This is a genomic window from Vibrio sp. Vb1554 (assembly GCF_033344235.1).
In genome coordinates, this window is record NZ_JAWPOJ010000050.1 from 1 (window position 1) to 20037 (window position 20037).

At 44.3% G+C, this 20037-nt stretch carries 10 protein-coding genes, 1 pseudogene and 1 riboswitch; of the genes and pseudogenes, 5 read left to right on the top strand and 6 right to left on the bottom strand.

Features of this window, described 5'->3' with window-relative positions; translation table 11 throughout:
* Positions 1-641: 641 nt before the first annotated feature.
* On the bottom strand, positions 642-1973 hold the full coding sequence (locus tag R8N28_RS22785) for a cation:proton antiporter (RefSeq protein WP_042523512.1): 1332 nt from the start codon (positions 1971-1973) through the stop codon (positions 642-644).
* A gap of 191 nt (positions 1974-2164) precedes the next feature.
* Here R8N28_RS22785 and metH point away from each other — a divergent pair, with 191 nt between their 5' ends.
* Positions 2165-5845, top strand: a complete 3681-nt coding sequence (gene metH, locus R8N28_RS22790) for a methionine synthase (RefSeq protein ID WP_065274910.1) — start codon at positions 2165-2167, stop codon at positions 5843-5845.
* Between the two features lie 86 nt (positions 5846-5931).
* Here metH and lysC read toward each other — a convergent pair whose 3' ends face one another.
* Positions 5932-7284, bottom strand: coding sequence for a lysine-sensitive aspartokinase 3 (lysC, locus tag R8N28_RS22795; RefSeq protein ID WP_065274909.1), 1353 nt, complete (start codon positions 7282-7284; stop codon positions 5932-5934).
* Between the two features lie 101 nt (positions 7285-7385).
* Positions 7386-7564: riboswitch (Lysine riboswitch) on the bottom strand.
* A 220-nt stretch (positions 7565-7784) separates the two neighbouring features.
* On the opposite strand from lysC, the gene R8N28_RS22800 reads away from it, so the two are divergent.
* On the top strand, positions 7785-8906 hold the full coding sequence (locus tag R8N28_RS22800) for a pyridoxal-phosphate-dependent aminotransferase family protein (RefSeq protein ID WP_054577146.1): 1122 nt from the start codon (positions 7785-7787) through the stop codon (positions 8904-8906).
* Positions 8907-8965: 59 nt separating this feature from the next.
* Here R8N28_RS22800 and R8N28_RS22805 read toward each other — a convergent pair whose 3' ends face one another.
* The 4 genes from R8N28_RS22805 to R8N28_RS22820 all read right to left on the bottom strand — a co-directional run bounded on the left by R8N28_RS22805 (position 8966) and on the right by R8N28_RS22820 (position 15463).
* Positions 8966-10747: a PglL family O-oligosaccharyltransferase gene (locus R8N28_RS22805; protein ID WP_053350598.1), complete on the bottom strand. Its 1782-nt coding sequence runs from the start codon at positions 10745-10747 to the stop codon at positions 8966-8968.
* A gap of 67 nt (positions 10748-10814) precedes the next feature.
* On the bottom strand, positions 10815-13637 hold the full coding sequence (uvrA, locus tag R8N28_RS22810) for an excinuclease ABC subunit UvrA (RefSeq protein ID WP_005381241.1): 2823 nt from the start codon (positions 13635-13637) through the stop codon (positions 10815-10817).
* A 149-nt stretch (positions 13638-13786) separates the two neighbouring features.
* A complete protein-coding gene (gene galU, locus R8N28_RS22815) occupies positions 13787-14659 on the bottom strand; it encodes a UTP--glucose-1-phosphate uridylyltransferase GalU (protein ID WP_005381239.1) in 873 nt (290 codons plus the stop codon).
* Between the two features lie 159 nt (positions 14660-14818).
* Entirely contained in the window at positions 14819-15463 is a 645-nt protein-coding gene (locus R8N28_RS22820) for a LuxR C-terminal-related transcriptional regulator (protein ID WP_005381237.1), read from the bottom strand.
* A gap of 277 nt (positions 15464-15740) precedes the next feature.
* On the opposite strand from R8N28_RS22820, the gene R8N28_RS22825 reads away from it, so the two are divergent.
* From R8N28_RS22825 to R8N28_RS22835, 3 genes and pseudogenes are all read left to right on the top strand, one after another.
* Positions 15741-16280, top strand: a complete 540-nt coding sequence (locus R8N28_RS22825; protein ID WP_005381235.1) for a single-stranded DNA-binding protein — start codon at positions 15741-15743, stop codon at positions 16278-16280.
* Positions 16281-16522: 242 nt separating this feature from the next.
* Positions 16523-18532, top strand: coding sequence for an RNase E specificity factor CsrD (gene csrD / locus R8N28_RS22830; protein ID WP_005381201.1), 2010 nt, complete (start codon positions 16523-16525; stop codon positions 18530-18532).
* An 11-nt stretch (positions 18533-18543) separates the two neighbouring features.
* Positions 18544-19962 (top strand): annotated as a pseudogene (locus tag R8N28_RS22835) (MSHA biogenesis protein MshI); the annotation flags it as partial.
* Positions 19963-20037 lie beyond the last annotated feature (75 nt).

The window sequence follows — 20037 nt, forward strand, 5'->3', positions numbered from 1 at the left end:
GCTTTCTAAGCCCTGTATGAGTGAAGTGGAACGCAGTTTTGTGTGGTTTCTGCAGTCTCGAGCGCTAGTTTTGAGCCTCTTCATTCACCAAAGCTCCTTTTGTTCGATATTAGAAAATCTAGTTATGTGACAGAGTTTAATTGTTTGAGGTGTCACTTGTTCCAATTTTGAAAACAGGACGACTTTGAATACAAGTTTAGTCTCACTGAGTTCAAGAGAGAGGGGGACTAAATTTCTGTTAAGGCTTTGATCTACCTGAATGCTAGCTCAGTTTTATCTTGGTGAGATTGCTAACCTGTTTGGGTTCTGAACGCAATCACCCTAAATGTATCTTTCTCATTAAAATACAAACTCGCTCATTGCTAAGTATTGTGGAAGTTTAGCTTTGATATTTGCGAGGAGCCTATATTGCCAAGAGAAGAGAAGAGAAGAGAAGTGATAAATGGGTAAATTAAAAGGCTCGTCTATGAATACTATCTATCGGCAATAGTTAGTATCTATGAAAATGCAGCGTAGCGATTCTTAGTATATTTGAAGGTATATCAAAGAATAAGGAGCACTCGTCCTTGAAGGGGAGTCTGAAAATTAGTTATGAAAAAAGCAGCTAGGTAGCTGCTTTTTATTTATTAAGTTACGTGTCTTTAAGAGTCCACTGGCTCCGTATGTTCCGGAGTGGTTATTGCTTGGTTGTTCTCTTCCATCTTCTTCTCTTCTGCTTTTGCTTTTTCAATCATTGGGGTGATTGTTGAGCCTTGAATGAGGATAGAGAAAACAACGACGGAGTAGGTCATTACAAGAATAATCTCTTTTACATCGATTAACTTATCTTGAATCACCCAAATACCAGATGGAATAGAAAGTGCCATCGCTAGTGCTAGGCCTCCGCGTAAACCGCCCCACGTCAAAATACGCACTGACCATGGATTATATTTTCTGTAACGTTTAAAGCCTATGTAAGAAAGAAATACACTTAGATAGCGAGCTGCTAGTACAAGAGGGACTGAAATAGCCATCATGATCCAGTCTTCTTTGTGGAATTCAAATAGCAGCATCGACATACCGATCAGTAGGAATAACACGCCATTCAAGAATTCATCAACAAGCTCCCAAAAATGGTCAAGGTGATCTTCACTCTCTTTTGAAAAGCCAATAAAGCGTGTCCAGTTGCCAATCATAATACCGGATACAACCATTGCGAGTGGGCCTGATACATGGATGTATTCAGCAAATGCGTAACCTGCTGTTGGGACACCAATGGTAAGTAACAATTCCATTGAGTGATCATCGGTGGCACTGATCAAGTAGTGGAATAGCAAACCGAGGACGAAACCATATGCGATACCACCGATAGCTTCTTGGATGAAGAGTAAGGTGACACTACCTACAGTTGGTGCCTCAGTGCCAAATGCAATCGTAAATAGAGTGACGAAGATAACCAAACCGAAGCCATCATTGAAGAGCGATTCTCCTTCAATCTGAGTGGAGATACGTTTAGGAGCATCGAGTTTTTTCACAATAGCCAATACAGCGATTGGGTCAGTTGGCGATATTAGAGCACCAAATAGTAAGCAGTAGACCAAATCAAATTGGATGCCAATTAACTGACAAAACCCATACAGCGCAAATCCAATAAAGAACGTAGAAAACAGTGTAGCTCCAAGGGCTAAAACAGTGATCTCCCACTTCTGATCTTTAAGGTTCGGGAGTTTGATGCCTAGTCCACCAGCAAATAGTAAGAAGCCAAGAATGCCTTTGAGCAAGAAATCTTCGAAGTTAATCCTTGTGACCGTCTCCGTCGCAATTTCGGTGAGATGGAACCAGTTGTTTTGACCCGCAATTAAGATTAGAAGTGAAAGCACCATTGAACCTGCGGTAATCGCAATGGTGGTTTGCATCTTTCCTATCTTGCTGTTTACAAAAGCAATTAGCATCGCAGCTGCGGATAGAAAACATAAAGTATGATAGACCGACATAGAGCTCTCTATTTGTAACATTTTATGAATGGAATTCTCGGCTGATGCTGCTTAAATAGCAAACATTTTTTCGTGATTATTTTGTAAGTTAAGAAGGAGATAAAATAATCATTAATTCCACGTTTAGACGTCTAGACTCCTGAAGTTTGTGTGATAGGATGGAAAGATAACTAAAGGAATGAGGCTGTACTGTGGGAAGTAACGTAAGACAACAGATTGAAGCTCAATTGAAGCAACGTATTCTTTTGATTGATGGTGGTATGGGAACCATGATTCAAGGGTACAAACTTGAAGAGCAAGACTATCGAGGAACGCGCTTTGCGGATTGGCATTGTGATCTAAAAGGTAACAACGACCTGTTGGTTCTAAGTCAGCCTCAACTTATCAAGGACATTCACGCTGCATATTTAGAAGCGGGTGCAGATATTCTCGAAACCAACACGTTTAACGCAACAACCATTGCGATGGCTGACTACGAGATGGAAAGCCTAAGTGAAGAAATTAACTTTGCTGCTGCCAAGCTTGCACGTGAAGTTGCAGACGAATGGACCGCAAAAACACCCGATAAACCGCGTTATGTCGCAGGGGTTTTAGGGCCGACGAACCGCACTTGTTCTATCTCTCCTGATGTAAACGACCCTGGATATCGAAATGTTTCTTTCGACGAGTTAGTTGAGGCTTACTCTGAATCGACTCGAGCGCTGATTAAAGGTGGTTCTGATCTTATTCTTATCGAGACCATCTTCGATACGCTTAACGCTAAGGCTTGTTCATTTGCTGTTGAAAGTGTGTTTGAAGAGATGGGTATTGAGTTACCTGTGATGATCTCGGGGACTATTACTGATGCTTCCGGTAGAACATTATCCGGTCAAACCACAGAAGCGTTTTACAACTCATTACGTCATGTTAAACCGATTTCGTTTGGTTTGAACTGTGCACTTGGCCCGGATGAACTGCGTCCTTATGTTGAAGAGCTCTCGCGTATATCAGAATCTTTTGTTTCCGCTCACCCAAATGCTGGGCTTCCGAATGCATTCGGCGAATACGATTTGTCGCCAGAAGATATGGCTAAGCATGTTAAAGAGTGGGCTCAAAGTGGCTTTTTAAACTTGATTGGTGGGTGTTGTGGTACAACTCCTGAGCACATTCGCCAAATGGCACTCGCGGTTGAAAATATCGCCCCTCGTCAATTACCTGAACTTCCCGTTGCTTGTCGCTTGTCTGGCCTGGAGCCACTCGCTATTGATAAAGACTCTTTATTTATCAATGTCGGTGAGCGTACGAATGTAACCGGTTCTGCGCGTTTTAAGCGCTTAATTAAAGAAGAGCTGTACGATGAAGCGCTCGATGTGGCTCGTCAACAAGTTGAAAATGGCGCTCAAATTATCGATATCAACATGGATGAAGGCATGTTGGATGCACAAGCTTGTATGGTTCGCTTTTTAAACCTTTGTGCGTCAGAACCTGAAATCTCAAAAGTACCAATCATGGTTGACTCTTCCAAGTGGGAGGTTATTGAAGCCGGTCTTAAGTGCATCCAAGGCAAAGGCATTGTTAACTCGATCTCTCTCAAAGAAGGCAAAGAGAAATTCGTTGAACAAGCTAAGTTGATCCGCCGTTACGGTGCGGCTGTGATTGTGATGGCGTTTGATGAGATTGGGCAAGCAGATACACGTGAGCGCAAAGTAGAAATTTGTACCAACGCTTACCGAATTCTTGTTGATGAAGTGGGCTTTCCACCAGAAGACATCATTTTTGACCCCAACATTTTTGCCATTGCTACGGGGATCGAGGAGCATAATAACTACGCGGTGGATTTCATTGAAGCCGTTGGCGATATCAAACGTGATTTACCACATGCGATGATCTCGGGTGGTGTTTCTAACGTCTCATTCTCTTTCCGTGGCAATAACTATGTACGTGAAGCGATTCACGCGGTGTTCCTCTACCACTGTTTTAAAAATGGTATGGATATGGGGATTGTGAATGCGGGTCAGTTAGAAATCTACGATAACGTGCCTGAAAAATTGCGTGAGGCTGTGGAAGATGTCGTTCTTAACCGTCGTGATGACGCCACTGAGAGATTGTTAGATATCGCGGCGGAATATGCAGGCAAAGGGGTAGGTAAAGAGGAGGATGCCTCTGCACTTGAGTGGAGAACTTGGCCTGTTGAAAAGCGCTTAGAGCACGCGTTAGTGAAAGGAATAACTGAGTTCATCGTTGATGATACCGAAGAGGCTCGTGTCAACGCTTCAAAGCCATTAGAGGTGATTGAAGGCCCATTAATGGATGGGATGAACGTCGTCGGAGACTTGTTTGGTGAAGGTAAAATGTTCCTTCCTCAGGTCGTAAAATCTGCACGAGTGATGAAGCAAGCAGTCGCGCATCTGGAGCCCTACATCAATGCAGAAAAGCAGGTGGGACAAACAAACGGTAAGATTTTGCTAGCGACGGTCAAAGGTGATGTACATGATATCGGGAAAAATATCGTTGGCGTTGTATTGCAGTGCAATAACTACGAAATTATCGATCTTGGTGTCATGGTTCCTTGCGAAAAGATCTTAAAAGTAGCGCAAGAAGAGAACGTCGATATTATTGGTTTATCAGGGTTGATCACACCTTCATTAGACGAAATGGTGCATGTTGCAAAAGAGATGGAGCGTCTCGACTTTAACTTACCTCTTCTCATCGGTGGCGCAACAACGTCAAAAGCCCATACAGCAGTTAAGATTGAGAAAAATTACAAGCATCCAGTGGTTTACGTGAACAACGCCTCACGTGCAGTGGGCGTATGTACTTCTCTTCTGTCTGATGAACGTCGCCCTGAATTTGTTGAAAAACTTGAAGCTGATTACGAACGAGTACGTGCTCAACATAATCGAAAGAAACCGAGAACCAAACCAGTGACATTAGAAGCTGCTCGAGCGAATAAAGTTGCTATCGATTGGGAAGCTTATACTCCTCCAGTGCCTGTTAAGCCTGGCATTCATATCTTCGATGATTTTGATGTGGCTATATTACGTCAATACATCGATTGGACACCATTCTTTATGACTTGGTCACTTGTGGGTAAGTATCCAACAATTTTCCAACATGAAGAAGTTGGTGAAGAAGCAAAACGTTTATTCGAAGATGCCAACGAGATACTTGATCGAGTTGAGCGAGAAGGCCTGTTAAAAGCGCGCGGAATGTGTGGCTTATTCCCTGCTGCGAGCGTGGGGGACGACATTGAAGTTTATGCTGATGAAACTCGTACCGACGTTGTGAAAGTATTACGTAACTTGCGACAACAGACCGAGAAACCAAAAGGATTCAACTATTGTTTATCCGACTACATCGCACCTAAAGAGTCGGGTAAGCATGATTGGATAGGGGCATTTGCTGTCACTGGTGGTATTGGTGAACGAGAGCTTGCTGATGAATACAAAGCACAGGGAGATGATTACAACGCAATTATGATTCAAGCGGTGGCGGATCGCCTAGCCGAAGCGTTTGCTGAGTATTTGCATGAGCGTGTCCGTAAAGAAATTTGGGGTTATGCTGCGGATGAAGATTTATCTAACGATGATCTCATTCGTGAAAAATACCAAGGTATTCGCCCTGCACCAGGTTATCCAGCGTGCCCTGAGCATACTGAAAAAGGACCGCTTTGGGAGCTACTTAATGTGGAAGAGAATATTGGCATGACTCTAACCTCCAGCTATGCAATGTATCCGGGCGCGTCAGTCTCTGGTTGGTATTTCTCTCATCCTGACTCACGTTACTTTGCGATCGCACAGATCCAAGAAGATCAGCTAGAGAGTTACGCCGATCGTAAGGGGTGGGATAGGATCGAGGCTGAAAAATGGTTAGGGCCAAACATTAACGGTTAAATTGATGTTTACCTCGTCCAAATGTAACAACTATTGAAACAACAAAGGGCTGCAGATACGCAGCCCTTTGTTTTATTGAGTTGAACTTACTTCTCAAACAACTCCGTGTGGAGTTTTTGTATGGCTTGTTTCGATACCGATTCATGGAGCAAGAAGCATAAGTTGTGAGGGCTAGCGCCATAACAAATCATGCGTAGGTTAAAATCTTCTAGCGTGCCAAAAACCTGTTTCGCGTAGCCTTTACTCTCACTCATGTTGTTACCAATGAGAGCAACGAGGCATAGGTCATGTTCAACTTCTACCTTACATAACTCTTCTAACTCTTCTCGTGCAGCTTGCGGCAGCTGCGGCGCGCCACCAGATGTATCAGTTTGATCAAGTGTTAACGATACACTGATTTCAGATGTCGTGATCAAATCGACAGAGATCTTATGCTTTGCAAGGATCTCAAAGACCTTTGCTAAGAAACCGTATGCGTGGAACATATTGGCGCTGCGTAGCGTTACCATGGTTTGGTTACAACGCAAAGCTAGCGCACGGAATAACGGTGAGCTTTCGACTTGGTGGCGAATCCAAGTTCCCCCTTTTTCAGGCTCTTTCGATGACCCTACAAATACCGGAATGTCGTGGCGCAATGCAGGTACTAGCGTAGAAGGGTGAAGGATTTTAGCGCCAAAGTTAGCCATTTCTGAAGCTTCACTAAAGCTGATCTCAGGAATTGGTGAGGCTTTTGGTGCAATTCGCGGGTCTGTTGTGTAGATACCCGGAACATCAGTCCAGATTTCTAGCCCTGCCGCTTTAACGCTCTCAGCAATTAAGGCGGCGCTGTAATCGCTGCCCCCTCGACCTAATGTTGTTGTATTACCGGCTTCGTCAGATCCTATGAAGCCTTGAGTAACAACAACGGATTGTTGGCAAAGTGGTACGAGTTTATCTTGCGCAAGCGTCGAAATTGCTTCAATGTTTGGCTCCGCGCGACCAAAGTTGTCATCAGTACGCAGCACATCGCGGATATCAAAGCGCACTGCTTGAATGCCTCGCTCACACATTAACTGAGTTAGAATGTGCGTCGACATGAGTTCACCACATGCGACTAAATGATCGGTTAACTTCGCACTAGCTTGGATAGATGCAGCCTCGGCCAGGCTGGTTACGGTATCTAATATGCCATACACCTCGGCAGCAGTTTTCGTGCTGTCTTCGAGCTGAGTTAAAATGGCGTCATGAATGTTGGCCAGATTTTGCAGTAGCTCAGTACGGTGCGTTTGATCCTGAACACCGTTGGCGAGTTCTACCAATAGGTTGGTGACGCCAGAGCAAGCGCTGCTCACGACTAGGCGAGTATTTGGATTGTTTTCGATAATGGTGGCGCAACGACTCATTGCCTCATAGTTGGCAACACTGGTTCCACCGAATTTAGCTACGTTAAATGCGCTCACTGCGTTCTCCCACGACTTCCTAAAAAATTGTACATCCAATGTTTAGTGAGAAAAGGAACAGAGCAAAAAGAGAGGCATTTAGAATGCTATTTGAAAAATTTACCCTCAGAAGCCCTTCATCAGACTGCGCTGATGACAGTTGATGGGATTCAGCCCAATTCAACCGACAAGTCAAATCCTGCAACTTTGACTTACCTCGGCACTACTCCCCCTCAATGATTGGTGTTGGAATTGCGGTTCCACAAATCATCTACCTGGGTAGCGCTCCTCTTCTACATAAAGCTCAAACATTGAACGGTTTTGAGGCCTTAATGTCAATCAATATTTCAACCTTTATGGTGTTTTTTATTAACGATTTTGTGACACTGGTTTGACCTCCATACTTACGGCTAATTGCTGATAGAGGAAAAATCTATTAGGGTGGAGAACCCTACACCTGAGCCATGTTATTGAATAGAACTTTTAGAATGCTCAGGATAAAAGATAATCAAGGAGCTGACATGTCGATCCAAAGCTTTATTCCACCTCACCGTATTTTAATGGGACCTGGTCCTTCTGATATTTATCCTCAAGTGTTACAAGCACTAAGTCGTCCTACGGTAGGTCACCTTGATCCTCTGTTTATCGGTATGATGGATGAGCTCAAGCAGCTATTGAAGTATGCCTTTCAAACTGACAATGAATTCACTATTGCGGTTTCAGCCCCTGGTAGTGCAGGGATGGAAACCTGCTTTGTAAACTTGATCGAGAAAGGCGATAAAGTGATCGTTTGCCGTAACGGTGTATTTGGTGAACGCATGCGCGAAAATGTCGTCCGTGCTGGTGGTGAAGTTGTTATCGTCGATGATGAATGGGGGACGCCTGTTTCCATTGATAAAGTCGAGCAAGCACTCGAACAGCACCCAGATACAAAAATTCTTGCTTTTGTGCATGCGGAAACCTCAACTGGTACAGTCAGTGATGCTCAAGCATTGGGTAAGCTGGCGAAACAGCATAATGCATTATCTATTGTTGATGCGGTGACGTCACTTGGTGGTGTGCCGTTAAAAGTGGATGAATGGCAACTGGATGCGGTTTACTCTGGTAGTCAAAAATGTTTGTCATGTGTACCTGGGCTCTCACCAGTGACGTTTTCTCCTGCCGCGATTGAAAAGATTCAAGCAAGAACAACACCAGTACAGAGTTGGTTCCTCGATCAGAGTTTAGTTTTGGGGTATTGGAGTGGAGAAGGCAAGCGTAGTTACCATCATACGGCGCCAGTTAATAGCTTGTATGCGCTTCATGAAGCTTTATTGATACTGAAAAATGAAGGATTAGAAAACGCTTGGGCTCGTCACCAACTGATGCATGAAAAACTCAAAAATGGCTTACAAAAGTTAGGCTTTGAATTTGTTGTGGACGAAGCCCATCGGTTGCCACAATTAAATGCGATTTACGTGCCTGAAGGAGTTGATGAAGCAAAAGTTCGTGCTCACTTGCTAGAAACCTATAACCTAGAAATTGGTGCAGGCCTTGGGGCATTAGCTGGTAAAGCGTGGCGTATTGGCTTAATGGGTTACGGCGCTCGATCTGAAAACGTTGCGCTGTGCTTAAAAGCGTTAGAAGAGTCACTCACTGAATAAAATCATACAGCAATGAGATAAAGAAAAGCGAAGGTCATCCCTTCGCTTTTTGGTATTTATTACTCAGCTCCTGAAGTGGGGGCTGGTGAGGCAGATATTGCTTGAGAAGGTGGCTGGTAATTGACGTCACTGAAATCAATCTTCGGGAACAAAAACTGCGCTTCAGCTCTAATTTGCTCCGCTTTACTTGAGTCATCTAAGCCTTGGTAGGCCAAAATCAAATTATTATAAAATGCAGGGCGAGGCTTATCTTTGATGATTTTTAGCGACCAATCGATATAAGGCTGAATCAAGGTTGCGTCTTGTTGGTACAGCCCAAGGTTTAAAAACGTGCTATAGACATCCCAATCAAACCTGTCTTTCCAAACTACAGGGTTACTGACTTGATTCAGAATATCAGGGTTAGTTGGTCTAGTGGTCTCAAACTTCGTCAATACATAATTCGTATGTAATGCGCTTACCATGTAAAACGTAAACGCAACGGGAAGTACCAAACTAAAAACACGCAGCAAGCTTTTGGTTACATTACTAAAGCCGACTTGTCGATAACGAGAGACGCGCTGATCGACCCAGTACAGTAGGATAACGAAGATCAACCAATGCACGAGAGAGTGGTAGAAAGGGTATTCCAGTTGTGAGTGCAATACGATAGGTATAAACAAGGCCAGCAACGCAAGACGAGTTCCGCGTTTGGCTTGATAGATTCGATACAGTACCAGTGCCATCGCTAAGAAGATGCCGAGTATTGGCAGCAAGCCACCTTCTACTCCCCAGTAAAGCAGCTCGTTATGCGGATGATCCATGGCTGGCAAACCAGCTGGGTAATTCTCATTTAGGGCATGTTGACGAGCCGTATACAGCATGTACTCAGATTCAAACTTACCATATCCATAACCAGTAAAAGGCTTTTCAATCACCATGTCTAATGTTTGCGGAAAAGTATACGCTCGAGGAGACTCCATATTTACTTTTTCTGCGGCTAACCCACCTCCATCAGGAAAGGCAAGATGCATGACAACGACGGAGAATAAGAGCCCACTTACAAGTGACACAACCCAGCGGATAAAGCGCCCTTTGGTTGCAAAACGGTACATGTATGGAATGACCAACAACACGGCGATGACCGAGGCTAACCAACCAGTGCGTGAAGCCAACGCCACAATTAGTGGTAAAGTTAAAACTGGCACGGCATAGAGAAGGTAAACATCGCTTAACTTACGGTCGTATTTGTAGGGCTGACGTGCAAGTAAATAGCTGGCAATCACCAACCCTGTCGCAAGAAAGCTGGCCATTACATTGGGCTGTTGGAAAATACCATAAGGACGATTGGCCACCGTGTCGTAACCAAACGGATTACCTGGTTTGAGATACAGATATTGTGTCAGACCAAAAATGGCTTCGATAACAACCGCAAGGACAATGAACCATAATAGGCGTTGGCGATGTTTATTACTGAAATGAAATTGTTGTAAAACAATAAAGAACAGGACACCACACCACAGGCCAATGAGCTTATTGGCTGCCAAGCTGCTATTCGCATTTGGGTACAGAATGGGCACTGTCATGATAAGAGCACTAATGAACAAGCCGATGGTTAGTTTTGAGTAACGTAGCACTCGATTATTCGCTAGTTGGTAACACCCAATGCCTAATGCAAAGCTAAAAGCAATCCAAGTTGTCGCATTGAACGAAAGCGAAAGCCCCGAACCGCCGGGGTTGGGCATGAAAAAGTGCATTGCCAACACAAATAGTGTTGCCAAGGCAATGAGAAACTTGCGATTGAGGGGAACCTGTACTTTTTCGGGAGAAAGCTTTGTTCCACTTACATGTATAGTAGCCATAGTTATTGCGTTGTTTTGAATGAAAAAAGACCAGCACTTGCTGGTCTCGATACTTTACCTGTTTTTTCTACTTCAACATAGGCTTGAGGAAGTGAGCTGTGTGCGAACCCTCGATTTGCGACACATCTTCCGGAGTGCCTTGAGCGATTATCTCGCCGCCACCCTGACCCCCTTCAGGACCAAGATCGATAATCCAGTCCGCAGTCTTAATGACGTCCAGGTTATGCTCGATCACCACGACAGTATTTCCGTGGTCGCGAAGTCTGTGCAGTACAGTGAGCAACTGCTGGATATCATGGAAGTGAAGGCCGGTTGTTGGTTCATCCAAAATGTACAAGGTTTTTCCTGTATCACGTTTGGATAGCTCTCGCGCCAGTTTCACACGCTGTGCTTCACCACCGGAGAGTGTTGTTGCCGCTTGACCCAATCGTATGTACGACAAACCCACATCCATCAGTGTTTGTAGTTTGCGAGCGATGGCAGGAACTGGATCGAAGAAGGTGCGTGCATCTTCGACCGTCATTTCTAGCACTTCATCAATAGTTTTACCTTTGTAACGTACTTCGAGCGTTTCACGGTTGTAGCGTTTACCTTTACACACATCACATGGCACATAAACATCTGGTAGGAAATGCATTTCTACTTTGATAACACCGTCACCCTGACAGGCCTCACAACGACCACCGCGTACGTTAAAACTAAAACGGCCCGGCTTGTAACCGCGAGAACGCGACTCCTGTGTGCCTGCAAACAGTTCACGGATTGGGGTAAAGATCCCCGTATAGGTTGCAGGGTTAGAGCGAGGTGTACGGCCAATTGGGCTTTGATCAATATCGATGACTTTATCGAAGTGCTCTAGACCTTTAATCGATTTATAAGGTGAAGGCTGAGCCGTTGTCGCTCCGTTAAGTTGGGTATGCGCAATTTTAAAGAAAGTATCATTAATCAGCGTTGATTTACCTGAGCCAGATACCCCTGTAATACAGCTGAATAACCCAACAGGAATTGAAAGGTTAACGTTTTTAAGGTTATTACCTGTTGCGCCTAATAGCTCAACCGTTTTTTTCGGATCTCGCGGCGTGCGATCTTTCGGTACTGCGATTTCTTTAACACCACTTAAGTACTGACCTGTCAGAGAATTCGGATTCGCGACTATCTCTTCCATGGTGCCTTCCGCAACAACATTACCACCATGTACGCCAGCACCAGGACCAATATCTATGACATGATCTGCACAGCGAATCGCATCTTCATCGTGTTCTACCACAAGTACGGTATTACCTAAATCGCGCAAATGAGTCAGTGTTTTTAGGAGTCGTTCGTTATCACGCTGGTGGAGGCCAATCGACGGTTCATCTAAGACGTACATGACACCAACAAGACCTGCACCAATTTGGCTTGCTAAACGAATACGTTGAGCTTCACCGCCTGATAAGGTTTCTGCACTGCGTGATAAGTTTAGGTAGTTCAAACCGACGTTAACTAAGAATTGCAGGCGGTCGTTGATTTCCTTCATCACTTTTTCAGCGATTTGGGCTCGTTGACCTTCCAGTTTCAAGGAATGGAAGAACTCCAATGCATCAGCAATGCTGAGTTCAACAATCTCAGGTAGTGTCGTATCAGCAATAAAAACGTTACGTGCTTCGAGGCGTAGACGAGTACCGCCACAGCTTGAACAAGATTTAGTGGAGATGTATTTTGCAAGCTCTTCACGGACAGAGTTGGATTCTGTATCACGATAGCGACGTTCTAGGGTATTCAGAATACCTTCGAATGGATGGCGTTTAACGCGAATATCGCCACGATCGTTGATGTATTTAAACTCAATCTCAGTACGACCTGAGCCCTTTAGAATGACATCTTGCGTTTTCTTTGGCAGAGAATTAAAAGGGGCATGGAGGTCAAAACCATAATGATCGGCCAATGAGGTGAGCATTTGGAAGTAGTAGTAGTTCTTTTGATCCCAACCGCGAATCGCACCTTGTGCCAAGCTTAATGAATCATCTTGAATGACTCGGCTTGGATCGAAGTATTGTTGAACACCCAAGCCATCACAAGTGCCACATGCACCAGCAGGGTTGTTGAATGAGAAAAGTCGCGGCTCTAACTCTTGCATGCTGTAACCACATTGTGGACAAGCGAAGTTGGCGGAGAAAATAATCTCTTCACCGTCGCCATCCATTGGCGCGACAACCGCAATTCCGCCTGATAATTCGAGTGTTGTCTCGAAAGATTCGGCCAAGCGCTGTTGTAAGTCTGGACGAACTTTAAAGCGGTCTACCACGACTTCAATGGTGTGCTTTTTATGTAGCTCTAGCGTTGGAGGATCGGACAGATCGCAAGTCTCTCCATCAATACGCGCACGAATAAAGCCTTGAGCCGCTAAGTTCTCAAGCGTTTTAACATGCTCACCTTTACGCTCTTTGACAATGGGTGCCAACAGCATCATTTTGCTGCCTTCTGGCATCTCCAGAACTTTGTCCACCATTTGACTGATGGTTTGCGCAGCAAGAGGGGCATGGTGCGTTGGACATCGGGGTTCGCCTACACGAGCATACAACAGACGCAAGTAGTCGTAGACTTCGGTAATTGTACCGACGGTTGAACGCGGGTTATGAGAAGTAGACTTCTGTTCAATAGAAATCGCGGGTGATAACCCTTCAATATGGTCGACATCGGGTTTTTCCATCAGAGACAAAAACTGACGAGCGTAGGCAGAGAGAGACTCTACGTAGCGTCGTTGGCCTTCTGCATACAATGTATCGAAAGCGAGAGAGGATTTACCGGAGCCACTTAGTCCAGTAATGACAATCAGTTTATCGCGAGGGATTGTAAGATTAATGTCTTTAAGGTTATGGGTTCGGGCACCGCGAACTTCTATTTTATCCATCGTTTTTGCTCTATGTATAACCAAGTGGGGCAAGTATTACATAGTGTGAGAAATGTGCAAAGAAAATTACTGGATAAAAAAACAGTAAAGTAAAAAGCCCAGCGTTGTGCTGGGCTTTCGATACAGTAATTTCGTACTAAGACGATGCTTTATACTGCTTTTTGTGTTGCGTGCTTACCTAGCTCAGAGGTTTTTTCATCTTTTAGATACAGGTTTTCAAAACAATAGTTAGTTGCTTCGATGTAACCTTCAACGCTACCACAGTCAAAGCGTTTGCCCTTGAATTTGTAAGCCAATACACAGCCCGCTTTTGCTTGCTTCAGCAGCGCGTCAGTGATTTGAATTTCACCACCTTTACCTGGTTCGGTGTTTTCGATCAGTTCAAAAATATCGGGAGTCAGGATGTAGCGGCCAATGATAGCAAGGTTGCTAGGCGCCGTGCCTTTCTCTGGTTTTTCTACCATGTCGTCTACGCGGTAGATGTCGTCTTTGATCATTTCACCAGAGATAACGCCGTATTTGTGCGTTTCTTCGGCTGGTACTTCTTGCACTGCAACGATAGAACAGCGGAACTGCTTAAATAGTGCCACCATCTGAGCCAGTACGCCCTCTTGCTCGTTCACACAAAGGTCATCAGCAAGAACAACAGCAAATGGCTCATCGCCTACCAATTCTCGTCCAGTTAGAATCGCGTGGCCCAAGCCTTTCATTTCGCGTTGACGTATATAAGTGAAGTTTGCAGATTCAATGATTTCACGGATATCTACCAACAGCTCTTCTTTGTTGGTACCGCTAATCTGATGTTCCAGTTCGTAGTTCTTATCAAAGTGGTCCATGATCGAGTGCTTGCCACGACCCGTCACAATACACATGCCGTTCATACCAGCTTGGATTGCTTCTTCGACACCGTATTCAATAAGCGGTTTGTTCACGACTGGCATCATCTCTTTTGGCATAGATTTCGTTGCCGGTAGGAAGCGTGTGCCATAGCCTGCAGCAGGGAACAGACATTTTTTTATCATTGGGGGAATATCCTATCTCGTTTTTATCAAGAATCTGCGCATAACTTTAACACGAGAGGTATCAATGAATCATGAATAAAGTAGGAAAAAATGTGAGACTCGGTGCGGAAAAAAGATGAGCGACTCGTCATTTCAGTTATCAGAGCCGCTCACATTGCATCACGACATTAAGTTTTGGTCTGCCCAGGCGATTGCCTGTACTCGGTTCTTTACGGATAGCTTTTTGAATATCTGATACAAGTGCGATTTGATGGTGAATTCACTGACGAATAACTCCTCGGCCATCTGACTGTTCGAGGCGCCAGCTTGTAGGCAACGCAGTACTTGTAGCTCACGAATGGTTAGGTCTACCGTAGCTGGTGCAGTATGAGTATTAATGACATTGCGATAATAGTGTAAAAGTTGACTGGTTACATTACGCGGCAGCCAGTTTTGACCGTTAACAATGCCTTTTAACCCTTCTCCAATTTGCTCTAGCGTATCTTCAGAATAAAACACACCTTTTAATTGACCAAATGAAAGAAGTTCATCCGTGGTTAGTCTTTTAGGCACGTTGAAGACAACGGTTTCAAAGTTTTTCCATACAAGAGGCAAGTTTTTGATCGATTGAACAAGTGATTTATGTTCACTGAAGTCGATCAGTAGAATTTTATTACGGTGTTGTGGCTTGGCTTCCATGAGTGCTGCGGTTGAAATCACCGGGATGCTCATATCAACGTACTTTTCGAGTGCCGCCACTTTTTTTTGCGCATTATCTTCCATACTGATCAGAAATAGCTTTCTTGCGTAAGCCGACTTTCTCACGTGTTCCAATCTCCCTGGGTTCAATAGAAGCCATAAACTGGCATTAAAGAGAGGCCATAACCATCGCTTTACTGAATAAATGCGTTCGAATTCAAAGCTTCACGAAACGATGTCTGCAACGCGAATCAAAAATGCTACACACGTAAGTTGAAATACGATTTGGGTTCTAGAGGGTGACTCAATAGATCACAATGGTATTAGACTTTAATCAAAACATTAAAGCGTGCTATTCTAATACGCTAAAATTTTATATATCCAGAGTGAAACGGAGCACATCATGGCCAGCCGTGGAATTAACAAAGTTATTTTGGTGGGGAATCTAGGTAACGACCCTGAAATTCGTTACATGCCGAATGGCGGTGCAGTAGCAAACATTACTATTGCGACTTCTGATTCATGGCGTGATAAAGCGACTGGCGAACAGCGCGAAAAAACGGAATGGCACCGTGTTGTGTTGTTCGGCAAACTTGCGGAAGTAGCAGGTGAGTACTTGCGTAAAGGCTCTCAAGTTTACATTGAAGGGCAACTGCAAACTCGCAAATGGCAAGATCAAAGTGGCCAAGATCGCTACTCAACTGAAGTCGTTGTTCAAGGCTTCAATGGTGTGATGCAAATGCTTGGCGGTCGTGCTCAAGGTGGCGGCGCACCAATGGGCGGTCAACAGCAGCAACAAGGTGGATGGGGTCAGCCTCAACAGCCAGCTCAGCAGCAGTACAATGCGCCTCAGCAACAGCAACCACAACAACAGGCTCCGCAGCAATCACAGCAGCAGTACAATGAGCCACCAATGGATTTTGACGACGATATCCCGTTCTAAATTCTGCTTATGCTTGAATCGAAAAGGCCGCGAATATCGCGGCCTTTTTTATTGTCGCAATCTAATGATCTCACAGGCTTATCTTGGCAAGGTTAGGCGTAACAATAAAACTTATCAATGAGTGTGATTTTCTTTATGCTCCAGCCTCTCACTATCAGACTAATCCGATTGTTTGATGAACTCTTATCAAGTATAAATATTTCAATAAGGTATATGATGAATAAAAAAGGAATTTGGTATTCATGAGGTATACCCCAACTCTTAAGTTAAGCACACGGCTGGTGGCCTTTGTCACCATGATCGTTATCTGCGCCATGTTTATCTTGTTTGTCGGTGGCACCCTCTCTTTTAAACGTCTTGGGCAGGAATATCTCACCCATTATTTAGAAGGGATCGTAGAGGTGGTCGACAAGGAGATGGAAGATCCTGACGCCGCTTATTCTATGCAGCGCTGGATGCCGAAAATGCTGCAGGCTTCCAATATTGTCGAAATGACGTTGTCGACTAACAACGCCGTTGTTTATCGCTTCAAAGATACTTCTCATCAAATGGAAGCGTCAGTCTTGTTTGAGGCAGAGTACCAGCTGACTCACAATCAAGATTACACGATTCACTTTAAAGCAATTCCCCCTTACTTAGGTTACAGCTACTCAATGCAGGCGCTTTGGTCGATCACGCTTGCCGTGATATTGATCATCTTCTGCTTAATGCGCGGCGTGGCATGGCTTAAGGAGCAATTAGAAGGCTCCGAAATGCTCGAAGAGCGAGGCAGAATGATCCTGGCTGGTAGGGTGGAGCAGTATGCCAAAGGTGACAAAAAAGAATGGCCTTACACCGCCAGTGAAGCGCTCGATGTATTAATCGAAGAGTTACAAGATGCGCGTCAAGAGCGAAGCCGATTTGATACCTTTATTCGAACTCAAACCTTCCTTGATAAGCTAACCGGTACCGCTAACCGAGTGTTATTTGATAGCAAGTTGGAATCGGCGTTACTAGAAAGTGGGGCTCGCGGCGCCGTGTTGCTAGTGCGTATTCAAGACTGGAAACTGGTTGAAGAAGAGCAAGATAAGCAAATTACGGATGAGTTTATTGTTGAAGTTGGGAGTTTATTGTCCAATTTAGTTCAACGATACCCAGATGTTGTATTTTCCCGTTATTACGATGCTGATTTTGCGCTTTTTCTACCGCACCAAAGTGCGAAAGATGTGGCTAACCTTGCCTCGCAATGCATTCGCCAGTTAGAAAAGTTAATGCCGCCAGAGCCACTTGATCCAGACAACTGGTGCCATATTGGCATCACCACTTATAAAGAAGGTGAGCGACACAGCCAAATCATTGATGAAGCCGAGACTGCTTTGCGTAGTGCGCAACTACAAAATAACAATAATTGGAGTCGCTTCAAAAAATGGAACCACGATGAAGAAGCTCGCGGAAGTGTGAGGTGGAGAACGTTATTTGACACAGCACTTACACCTGAAAGTGTGATACTCTACGCACAATCTGTGCACCCAATAAGTGACGCGACGCATAAAAAATCATTATATGAAGAGTTAACATGTCGGATTCGCGATCCTGAGAATGGGATTGTTAAAGCGTCTCGGTTCATTTCTGCGATCAGACAGGTTGGTTATGAAGCGCAAATGGATAAGTCGGTTATTAATAAATTCTTAAGAGAGTTTAAGGACAATTTTGATAACTCAAGATCGTATGCGCTCAATTTGAATGTAACGCCATTTTCTAACCGAGAGTACTTTAAATGGTTTCGTGATGAACTCTTACAGTTGTCACGTGAGCAGAGAAAGTGTCTCAGTTTTGAGTTTGTTGAAGCACAATTTGTAAGACACTTAGACTTTATGCGACCAGTCGCTAAAATGCTGGCCGGTTTAGGGTGCCACTTAATGGTTGGGCAGGCTGGGCGTACCATCGTCAGCACTCACTATTTAAAAGAAGTGGACATTCGTTACCTTAAACTTCATCGCAGTTTAGTAGCAAAAATCGACCAACGACATGAAAACCAGCTATTTGTCCGCAGTATGCTAGGTGCGGCGGCAAACAGTAAAACTAAAATTATAGCAGTGGGAATTGAGAATCAGAACGAGCTCAACACATTAATTGAGCTCGGGGTTTATGGTGGGCAAGGGCGTTACTTTTCTGCGGAGCAGCAGTTTCTTCCTCGTCCCCAAGCGTTGCCGAATTCTCAATCAGAATCCCAAGTTAAATTGGGAAGACGAAATCGCTGGCGGAAAAAATAAAGATAATAATCATGGATTTCAAAGCACTATTCGACAAGCTTAAGCGATCATCTAGTGGTGATCACTCCTGCTTTTTGGTTATTCAGCCAGACGCCGTTTATTTATCATCTTCAATCAAAAGTAGTCGTCCATACCAATTTGATATTTCTGAGTCCAATTGGGAAAAAGCCGTTGAGCAAGCATTGAGCGTTGCAGCGAGTGCGTATGATTCATTAACGGTTATTCTTTCTCATAACTATTACCAGATGTACCAAATCGACAAACCAGTCATGCCGCGTCAAGAATGGCCAGCCGCATTACCGTTTTTGTTGAAAGAACTGATCTCTGAGCGTGCTATCGACATTATTGCCGATGCGGTCGAGTTACCGAATTCAACCAAAGTGCAAGCATACGTCTTATCGCGAAAAATATTGGATAAGATTGTGTTACTGGCCAGTCGAGCCCAGTTACCATTAGAGGCCATTCTTCCTGAAGACGATATTTGGGGAGAGACTGCGGGTGAACTAGGAAACTTCCTATTATTACAACGCAGTGTGCGTGGTCATTTCCGTATAAGCGCTTTTGTCGAAAATACTATTGCGTTCCACCGCTCTATTCGCAGTGTGACGCCACCGTTAACGGGGGTTCCGTCTAGCGATTTACAGATGGACAGTCTGTCGTTAGAACTGCAACGTTCGATTGATTATCTTTCATCTCAGTTACGCCACGTGCAATTACATCAATTGAAAGTGTGCTGTGATGAAGAGGATGAGAGCGAGCTTGTTCAGGCTCTGAACTACCGTTTAAGTACTAAGGTTTCACCGTTATTACCACCAGAACATGAGCTATCAGGACATGTTTTGGCTGACACTGCGGCTACTTCAAATACTCGACGCGTCAACTTATATCCCGATTACTTAAAGCCGAAAAAAGAGCTCCTGACGCTAAAAAATATCGCGTTATCTTGGGGCGTTGCGGCGGCTGCAATTCTATTTTCTTACGGTTATGTCACTTGGCAGAGCAGCGGTTTGGAAGATGAGATTGCTATTGTAAAAAGTAAAGGCGATATCATGAAGTCAGAGCTTGAACGTTATCAAGTCAAGCTACGTAAACATCAACCTGACAATAATAAGCTGGCAGCTAAAGCCCGCTTAGAGCGTGAAGTCAAGGCGAAGCGAGACTCGCTTAAAGCTGTCGGGAAATACGATGACTCGCAACGCACGGGTTACTCTGGCGTGATGCAATCATTAGCGAAGCTAGGAAACCAAGAAATTTCTTTGTCCGAAATTCGAATCAATACCCATACCTTAGACCTGAAGGGGCTAGCGAAAAAACCGAGCTCAGTGCCAAATTGGGTCAGCCAATTTAAAAACGAAATTAGCTTGGTTGGTCGAACGTTTGACGACGTCAAAATAGGTCGAAATGATAAGGATATTGTGACGTTTGAACTATACCCATTCAACTTGAAGATGCAGGTTTCAATATCTGAAAGTTATCCGTAATTCTGGATGACAATGAGCCTGCAA

Excerpts from the sequence above, each read along its gene's own strand:
- uvrA (WP_005381241.1), bottom strand. The coding sequence starts at position 13,637 with ATGGATAAAATAGAAGTTCGCGGTGCCCGAACCCATAACCTTAAAGAC.
- R8N28_RS22800 (WP_054577146.1), top strand. The coding sequence starts at position 7,785 with ATGTCGATCCAAAGCTTTATTCCACCTCACCGTATTTTAATGGGACCT.
- R8N28_RS22805 (WP_053350598.1), bottom strand. The coding sequence starts at position 10,747 with ATGGCTACTATACATGTAAGTGGAACAAAGCTTTCTCCCGAAAAAGTA.
- galU (WP_005381239.1), bottom strand. The coding sequence starts at position 14,659 with ATGATAAAAAAATGTCTGTTCCCTGCTGCAGGCTATGGCACACGCTTC.
- csrD (WP_005381201.1), top strand. The coding sequence starts at position 16,523 with ATGAGGTATACCCCAACTCTTAAGTTAAGCACACGGCTGGTGGCCTTT.
- R8N28_RS22785 (WP_042523512.1), bottom strand. The coding sequence starts at position 1,973 with ATGTCGGTCTATCATACTTTATGTTTTCTATCCGCAGCTGCGATGCTA.
- R8N28_RS22825 (WP_005381235.1), top strand. The coding sequence starts at position 15,741 with ATGGCCAGCCGTGGAATTAACAAAGTTATTTTGGTGGGGAATCTAGGT.